Raw genomic sequence first — 7,859 nt, forward strand, 5'->3', positions numbered from 1 at the left:
CTCTGACGGTCAGAGCGTGCACAACCGCCTGTTCGGCGCCCGGCGGCGCGGCTCGGGTGCCGCGACTTCTCAGGTGCCGGGTCAGTGCCCGAGCACGGCCTTGAGGAACTCCTGGGTGCGCTCGTGCCTGGGGCTGGTGAACATCGTCTCGGGGTCCGCCTCCTCGACGATCCGCCCGTGGTCGAACATCAGCACGCGGTTCGACACCTCACGGGCGAACTGCATCTCGTGCGTCACGAGCAGCATCGTGATGTCCGTGGTGCGGGCGATCTCGCGGAGCACGCCGAGCACGTCGGCGACGATCTCCGGGTCCAGGGCGGACGTGACCTCGTCGAGGAGCAGGATCTCCGGGTCCATCGCGAGCGCGCGCGCGATCGCCACGCGTTGCTGCTGACCGCCGGAGAGCTGGGTGCAGCGGGCGTCGCGCTTGTCCGTCATGCCGACCTGCTCGAGCAGCTGCTCGGCGCGGGCGACCGCCTCGTCCTTCGACCGCCCGAGCACGTGCACGGGCGCCTCGATGATGTTCTCCAGCACCGTCATGTTCGGGAACAGGTTGAACTGCTGGAACACCATCCCGACCCGGTTGCGCACCACGCGGCGGCGCTTCTCCGAGATCTCGACCCACTTCTCGCCCTTGTACTCGTGCGTGTAGGGGTCGCCGTCGATGAGGATGAGCCCGCCGTTCGCCTCCTCGAGGGTCATGAGCAGGCGCAGGATCGTCGTCTTGCCGGAGCCCGACGGGCCGATCAGGGTGACGCGGTCACCCTGCGCGACGGAGAAGTTCAGGCCGTCGAGCACCACGTTGTCGCCGAAGCGCTTGACGACGTCGCGGAACTCGATGGCAGGCGTGACGCCGCCGGCGGCGGTCGTCTCCGGTGCGGTCATGGTCTGGCTCCCTGCGGAGGTGGCGAGGTCAGGCAAGGCGGGTCTCCATCCGTCGCACGAGCAGCGACGTCGGGTAGCTCACGATGAGGAACAGCAGCCCCACCATGGTCAGCGGTTCGATGTACGAGAAGGTGTTCGCGCCGAAGCTCTGGGCCGCCTGGTACATCTCCACCACGGAGATGGCGAACAGGAAGGGCGTCTCCTTGAACATGGAGATCGCGTAGTTGCCCAGGCCGGGCAGGGTGTTGCGGACCGCCTGGGGCAGGATGACGGCGCCCCAGGTGCGGGCGCGGGGCAGGTTCAGCGCCACGGCGGCCTCCCACTGGCCCTGCGGCACGGCCTCGATCCCGGCGCGGTACACCTCGGACATGTAGGTGGCGTAGTGGATGCCGAGCACGACGCACCCGATGGCGAGCGCGGGGATCTGCGGCGGCGACAGCAGGTAGACGAACACCAGCTGCACCAGCAGCGGCGTCATCCTGATGAAGTCGACCACCAGCCGCAGCGGGGCGGTGACCCAGCGGGTCGACGCCCGCAGCGCCAGGGCGATGAACAGGCCCAGGACGGCGGCGATCACCATGCCGACCACCGTGGCGAGCACGGTGATCCGCAGGCCGGCGAGGAGGTCGGGGAGCACCTCCCAGGCGCGGTCCCAGTTCCAGATGGTGGTCTCGGTCATCGGGCTGCCCCCATCGCGACGCCGGCAGTGTCGGTCGGCCGCTGCTGGGACGTGACCCGCAGCCGGCCCGGCTTGAGGCCGAGCGCCTCACCCACGGTGGGCCGGGTCCCCCGGCCGAGGCGGCGCTTGGCGCGCTCCTCCAGGAGGTTCATCCCCCAGGTCAGCAGGTAGGCGATGACGAAGTACACGATCAGGCCGGCGGCGTAGCTGAACACCGTGTCGCTGGTGGCGCGCCGGAGCTGGACCGTCCAGAAGTTCAGGTCGTGCAGCGTGATGTAGTACGCGAGCGCCGACCCCTTGAGGAGCTGGATGAGCAGGTTGGCGAGCATCGGGATCATCAGCGCCCACGCCTGCGGGAAGATGACGCGCCGCACGCGGTGGAACCAGCTCATGTTCAGCGCGACGGCTGCTTCCCACTGGCCCTGCGGCACGGACGCGATCGAGCCGCGCACCACCTCGGCGCCGTAGGCGCCGTAGTTGAGGCCGAGGGCGACGATGCCGACCACGAGGGCCTCCATCTTGAAGCCGAGCACCGGCAGCACGTAGAAGATCCAGAAGATCTGGACGACGAGGGACGTGCCGCGGAAGAACTCGACGACGAACCGCGACGGCCCGCGCACCCACAAGGTCCGGGTGCGCGAGCCGAACCCGAGCACGAGGGCGACGACCAGCGCCAGCACCGCGCCGCCGAGGGTCAGCTCCAGCGTGACGAGCACCGCGTCGCCCAGGGCGGGCAGCCGGTCGACGAAGGTCTGGAGATCATCGGACATGCGGCGTCAGGACTCCAGGCCGATCTCGTCCGCGATCTTCTTGAGGTCGGCGTCCGGGTCGCAGAGCATCTCGGCGGTGAGGCCCGGCGGCGGGTACTCCGCCTCGGTGAAGCCGTACGGCCCCATGACGTCGAGCCAGGCGTCCTTGTCGGCGAGGATCGGCTTGAGCTTCTCGTTGTAGGCGTCCAGCAGGCTGCTGTCGTTCTTGCGGAAGACCTCGGAGCCAGCGCCGATCTGCGGCTCGCCGTCGATCGTCGCGACGAAGGCGTCGGTGACCTCGACGGGCTTGTCCGTGCTCTCGGCCAGGGCGCGCAGCGAGATGCCGGTGAGGGTGAACGCGTCGGCGCGTCCGGTCGTCACGGCGTCGAGGCCGTCCTGCGGGCTGCCGACCTCGATCGTCTTGACCCCCGTCTTCTCGGCGTAGCCCGCCTCGATCGCGCCGCTCGTCACGGCAAGGGTGAGGCCCGAGCCCTCCACGGACTGCCAGTCGCTGAGCTTGTCCGGGTTGCCCTTCGGCACGAGGAACGCGGTGGTGTACATGATCGTCGGCTCGGCGAACGCGGCCTGCTCGCAACGCTCCGGCAGGATCGACATCCCTGCGCTGACCGCGTCGTAGCGGTCGGCGTTGAGACCGGGGATGAGCGAGTTCCACTCGGTGAAGGTGCCCTCGACGGTGTCGATGCCGAGCTCCCCGAAGATCTTCTTGTCGAGGGCGACCGTGGCGCCGTCGAGCTCGCCGTCGTCCCCCTCGAAGCTGTAGGGCTTCTCGCCGTTGAACGCGACGGTGATGCTGCCCTCGTCCTGCAGCCCGGCGAGAGTGTCGCTCTCGCCCGCGGGGGCTCCGGTGCCCGGCTCGGTGCGCGAGCAGGCGACGAGGGCGGTCAAGGTGAGGACGGAGCCGGCGGCGAGGAACGCCCGGCGGCGCTTCGTGGTCCTGGTGGACGACACGGTGTGTCTCCCTTCCGTGCCCGGGCGAGGTCGCACCGGGCTTGTGGGTCTCGACGGTGCGACACGGTAGCCGCGATGCCGACGTGACGACAATCTATGTATCCACATGTCGGATTGTCTACAATCGGCGAGGGATCGAGGCTTCGGTGCGCCCTGCCCGGCGTCGTCGCAGGTCAGCTCGGTGCAGGCTCACCGTCCGACACGTCGGAGGGCGTCCCTGGAGCCCCAGAACCCAGTCATGGCATGGTCACAAGAGGGTCACGATCTGGCCCGAGGGCCGGTTCGGGGGATGATGCGTCCCGTCGGGACGGTCCCCGGCCACGTGGAAGGAGAGCAGATGACCCCGTCGTCACGGGTCCCTGTCGGCAGCGCACCGTTCCTGTCGCCGGTGACGCGACCGTCGACGGTCGACCTCATCACCGTCGAGCTGCGCAACGCCGTCTACTCGGGGGCGCTGCCGGTGGGGTCGCCGATCCGCGAGGTCGAGATGTCGAGCCAGCTCGGCGTGAGCCGCGGGCCCTTCCGCGAGGCCGCGCAACGGCTCGTCCAGGAAGGGCTGCTGCGGTCGACCCCCGGCCGGGGGCTCAGCGTCGTGCGGATCGACGCCGACCGGGTCCGGGCGCTGTACGAGGCGCGCGCCGTGGTGGAGACGTCGGCCGCGCCGCTCGCCGTCGAACGCGCCACGCCCGCGCAGGTCGCGGCCGTCCGCGCCGCGCACGACTCCCTCGTCGCCGCCGAACGCAGCGAGGACGCCCGCCGGGTGGGCGACGCCGACCTCAACGTGCACTGGTCGCTCGTCGCCGCGGCCGGCAACCCGTGGCTGCTGCGGTGGATGACCACCCTCATCGTCGAGGTGCGCATCGCGAGCTTCACGCTCAGCGAGGACTACGCGGTGCGCAAGGACGCCGCCGAGTCGCACGTCGAGCTCGTCGAGCGGTTCGAGGCGCGCGACGCCGAAGGGCTCGTCGCCGCGATCCGCACCAACCTCGAGGACGCCGTCGCCCGGCTGCTCGCGCCGGAGACCGTGGAGGTCGAGACCTTCGACGAGCCCAGGCCGTCGCCCGCGCCCCGCCTGGAGCCGATCACGCCGACGTTCCCCGAGCCCTGACCGGTCACCCGGCTCGCCGCGCGTCGAGCGCCGCGAGCTGGGCCCTCCGCTCGTGCTCGTAGTCGTCCGCACGCCAGGACGTCAGCCCGCCGACGACGACGCCCGCGGGGCGCCCGTCGTCGCCGGGGAGCACCTCGACCAGCTCACCGGGAGCCTCGAAGCCGGGCAGGGCGGGCAGACGCAGGTCCTCGCCGTCCGCGACGAGCCGCTCCGCCCCGCCAACGGGTCCTCCCGGCGCGGGTCGAGCAGCCACAGGTCCTGGCCGAGCCGGACGACATCGGTCTGCCCCCACAGGTTCGCGAAGCGGCCCGTGCGACGGTCCAGGGCGGCGTGGTCGGCGTCGGACGCCGGGGAGCCGGCGTCGAGGGCCGTGGCGACCAGCGCGAACAACCCGGTGGCCAGGGCGTCCGCAGGACCGTCGACCGCGTTCGTCAGCACCGACACCGCGACCCGCCCGGCCGGGTCCGCCCACGTGCGGCTGAGCTGGCCGGGGAACGCTCCCCCGTGCCCGACGACGCGGCGCCCTTCGATCTCCCGCGTCTCGAGGCCCAGCCCGTACCGGCGCAGGCGCGCGTGCGGGCGGTCGATCACGGACTCGTCGCGCTGCATCAGGCGGCGCGTCTCCGGGCGCAGCAGGCCGGAACCCTCGGAGTGCGCCGCGAACCAGCGCGTCAGGTCGGCCGCCGTCGAGCAGAACCCGGTGGCCGCCGCCAGGGCGCCCGTGCGCGCCGCCGCGACGGGGAGACGGCCGTCGTCCGCCACACCGCGGGCGGAGTGGCCGACGACGTGGGGGGCGCCGTCGACCGCCTCGGCCGACGTGCAGCGCAGGCCGAGGGGGTCGAGCAGGTCGGCGCGGACGTGGTCGGCGAACGGCAGCCCCGTCACTGCCTCCACCACGAGGCCCAGCAGCCCATAGGCGAGGTTGGAGTACTTGAAGACGTCGCCGCGCCCCAGGACCGGTCCGTGCGCGAGGACCGACTCGACCAGCGCCCCACGGTCGGGGAACGGTGCCCCGAGCTGCCAGAAGTCGGCGTCGCGACCGTCGCGCAGCACCCCGCCGGTGTGGCCGAGCGCCTCCCGCAGCGTCACCTGGCCGACGTCGGCCCCCGCGAGCTCGGGCAGGTGCGCGTCGAAGGGGTCGTCGAGCCGCAGCGCGCCCCGGTCGGCCAGGCGGGCCACCGCCGTCGCCGTGAACGTCTTGGAGTGCGACGCGACGCGGAACACGTGGTCCGGGGTCAGCGGCTCACCGGTCGTGACGTCGGCGACCCCCCAGGCGCCGTCGAGCACCAGGTCGTCGCCCACGCGGACGGCGAACTGGACGCCGGGCACCCGCGCGAACCCGGCCTGCGTGGCGACCCACGCGGCGAGGTGGTCGGCGTCGAACAGGTCGCTGGTCGCGTGCTCGGTGATCATGGCCGCCACCCTGCCACGACCGGCGCCCGATGAGTTCCCCGTCGGAGGGCCGTCCTAGCCTGGGACGTGACGCACGTCACTCAGCCGATCCGCAGGGAGGAAGCCATGCCCGACCCGCCCCCGGCCCGCGCGACCGACGGACTCGCCGTCGATGCCCACGGGCTCGTCAAGCACTTCACCACTCGCAAGCAGGTCACCAAGGCCGTCGACGGTGTCGACCTGCAGATCCCGACCGGCAGCGTCTTCGGCCTGCTCGGCCCCAACGGCGCCGGGAAGACCACCGTCGTCCGCATGCTCGCCACGCTGCTGCGCCCGGACGCAGGCAGCGCCCGCGTGCTCGGGCACGACGTCGTGACCGACGCCGACGCCGTGCGCAGCGCCGTCGGGCTCACCGGCCAGTACGCGTCCGTGGACGAGGACCTGACCGGCACCGAGAACCTCCTCATGCTCGCCCGGCTGTACGGCTTCCGGGGCGCCGGGGCCCGACGCCGGGTCGAGGGGCTCCTCGACGCCTTCAGCCTCTCCGACGCCGGCGCGCGCCAGGTCAAGACGTACTCCGGCGGCATGCGGCGGCGGATCGACCTCGCCGCATCCCTGGTGCTCGCCCCGCGCGTGCTCTTCCTCGACGAGCCCACGACCGGGCTCGACCCCCGCAGCCGCAACCAGGTGTGGGACATCGTGCGGGTGCTCGTCGCGGACGGGGCCACCGTGCTGCTCACGACCCAGTACCTCGAGGAGGCGGACCAGCTCGCCGACCGCATCGCCGTCATCGACCACGGCACGGTCATCGCGGAGGGGACGTCCACGGAGCTCAAGCGCTCCGTGGGGCAGGGTGCCGTGGCGATGCGCCTGGCCGACTCTTCCCAGCGCGCGGCGGCCGCGAGCGTCGTCGAGAAGGTGCTCGGCTCCGAGCCGACCCTGCCGACCGACCCCTACGCCCTGTCGGCGCGCGTGCCCGACGAGGGCGCGGACGCGGTCGCCCGACTCCTGCCCGCGCTCGGCGACGCGGGCATCGCCGTCCCCGAGTTCACACTGGGACAGCCCAGCCTGGACGAGGTGTTCCTCACGCTCACGGGCAAGCCGCTGCCGGCCGACGCCGATTCCGACGCCGGTTCCGGCGCCGAGCGGCCTGTCGACGCTCAGGAGGTGTCCCGATGACCACGTCCGCCGGCCCGGCCGAGATGACGACCACCCTGCGCCAGGCCGTGGCGCTCGACGAACGTCCCGCGCGGCCGTCCGCCGTCGCGATGACCCTGACCTTCGGGTGGCGGGCGCTGCTGAAGATCAAGCACGTGCCCGAGCAGCTGTTCGACGTGCTCGTCTCCCCGGTCATCTTCACGCTGATGTTCACGTACCTGTTCGGCGGCGCCCTGGCGGGCTCGACGTCCGCGTACATCCAGTTCCTGCTGCCCGGCATCCTGGTGCAGACCATCGTCATCGTCACCGTGTACACGGGCTACACGCTCAACACCGACATCACCAAGGGCGTCTTCGACCGGTTCCGTTCGTTGCCGATCTGGCGGCCCGCACCGATCGTGGGTGCGCTGCTGGGCGACACCGTGCGCTACTCCATCGCCTCGGTGATGACCATCGGCCTCGGCCTGATCATCGGGTTCCGGCCCGCCGGCGGCTTCGTGGGCGTGGTCCTCGGGGTGGTGCTCCTGCTCGTCTTCGCGTTCTCGCTGAGCTGGATCTTCACCATCCTGGGCCTGCTGCTGCGCACGCCGAACGCCGTGATGGGGGTGTCGATGATGGTGCTGATGCCGCTGACGTTCGCGTCGAACATCTTCGTCGACCCGGCCACCATGCCCGCGGCCCTGCAGCGGTTCGTCGAGATCAACCCGGTCACGCACCTCGTCACCGCCGTCCGGGGTCTGATGGCCGGCACCCCCGACACCGGCGAGATCCTCTGGGTCCTCGTCGCCGCCGTCGTCCTCACCGGCGTGCTCGGCCCCGTCACCATGCACCTGTACCGCACCCGCCACTGACCCCAACCTCTGTTGTGGGTACGAAATCGGCGAGAACTCCCGAGGGAATTCTCGCCGATTTCGTACCC

The 7,859-nt window shown here is 71.6% G+C and carries 8 protein-coding genes; 3 read left to right on the plus strand and 5 right to left on the minus strand.

What is annotated here, in order from left to right; translation table 11 throughout:
* Positions 1 to 81: 81 nt before the first annotated feature.
* From ehuA to ACWGKI_RS19895, 4 genes are read right to left on the minus strand one after another with little or no spacing between them, the layout of a single operon-like run.
* Positions 82 to 885, minus strand: coding sequence for an ectoine/hydroxyectoine ABC transporter ATP-binding protein EhuA (ehuA, locus tag ACWGKI_RS19880; RefSeq protein ID WP_452189329.1), 804 nt, complete (start codon positions 883 to 885; stop codon positions 82 to 84).
* 28 nt (positions 886 to 913) lie between these two features.
* On the minus strand, positions 914 to 1,564 hold the full coding sequence (gene ehuD / locus ACWGKI_RS19885; protein WP_452189331.1) for an ectoine/hydroxyectoine ABC transporter permease subunit EhuD: 651 nt from the start codon (positions 1,562 to 1,564) through the stop codon (positions 914 to 916).
* Positions 1,561 to 2,334, minus strand: coding sequence for an ectoine/hydroxyectoine ABC transporter permease subunit EhuC (ehuC, locus tag ACWGKI_RS19890; protein WP_452189333.1), 774 nt, complete (start codon positions 2,332 to 2,334; stop codon positions 1,561 to 1,563). Before ehuC ends, ehuD begins: the two co-directional genes overlap by 4 nt.
* Positions 2,335 to 2,340: 6 nt before the next feature.
* A complete protein-coding gene (locus tag ACWGKI_RS19895; protein ID WP_380245127.1) occupies positions 2,341 to 3,282 on the minus strand; it encodes a transporter substrate-binding domain-containing protein in 942 nt (313 codons plus the stop codon).
* Positions 3,283 to 3,619: 337 nt separating this feature from the next.
* Here ACWGKI_RS19895 and ACWGKI_RS19900 point away from each other — a divergent pair, with 337 nt between their 5' ends.
* A complete protein-coding gene (locus tag ACWGKI_RS19900; RefSeq protein WP_452189335.1) occupies positions 3,620 to 4,390 on the plus strand; it encodes a GntR family transcriptional regulator in 771 nt (256 codons plus the stop codon).
* An 81-nt stretch (positions 4,391 to 4,471) separates the two neighbouring features.
* Here the strand turns inward: ACWGKI_RS19900 and ACWGKI_RS19905 are convergent, their stop codons facing one another.
* The gene (locus ACWGKI_RS19905) at positions 4,472 to 5,803 is read right to left on the minus strand and encodes a serine hydrolase domain-containing protein (protein ID WP_452189337.1); all 1,332 of its coding nucleotides are present in this window, start codon (positions 5,801 to 5,803) and stop codon (positions 4,472 to 4,474) included.
* Positions 5,804 to 5,908: 105 nt separating this feature from the next.
* On the opposite strand from ACWGKI_RS19905, the gene ACWGKI_RS19910 reads away from it, so the two are divergent.
* Together ACWGKI_RS19910 and ACWGKI_RS19915 are read left to right on the plus strand one after the other, a co-directional pair.
* Positions 5,909 to 6,961 (plus strand): ATP-binding cassette domain-containing protein, encoded by a 1,053-nt coding sequence (locus tag ACWGKI_RS19910; protein ID WP_452189339.1) that lies wholly within the window; start codon positions 5,909 to 5,911, stop codon positions 6,959 to 6,961.
* Complete coding sequence (locus ACWGKI_RS19915; RefSeq protein ID WP_452189341.1) at positions 6,958 to 7,791, plus strand: ABC transporter permease; 834 nt, start codon at positions 6,958 to 6,960, stop codon at positions 7,789 to 7,791. The genes ACWGKI_RS19910 and ACWGKI_RS19915 overlap by 4 nt, the downstream gene beginning before the upstream one ends.
* Positions 7,792 to 7,859 lie beyond the last annotated feature (68 nt).

Source organism: Isoptericola sp. NPDC055881 (genome assembly GCF_053615895.1).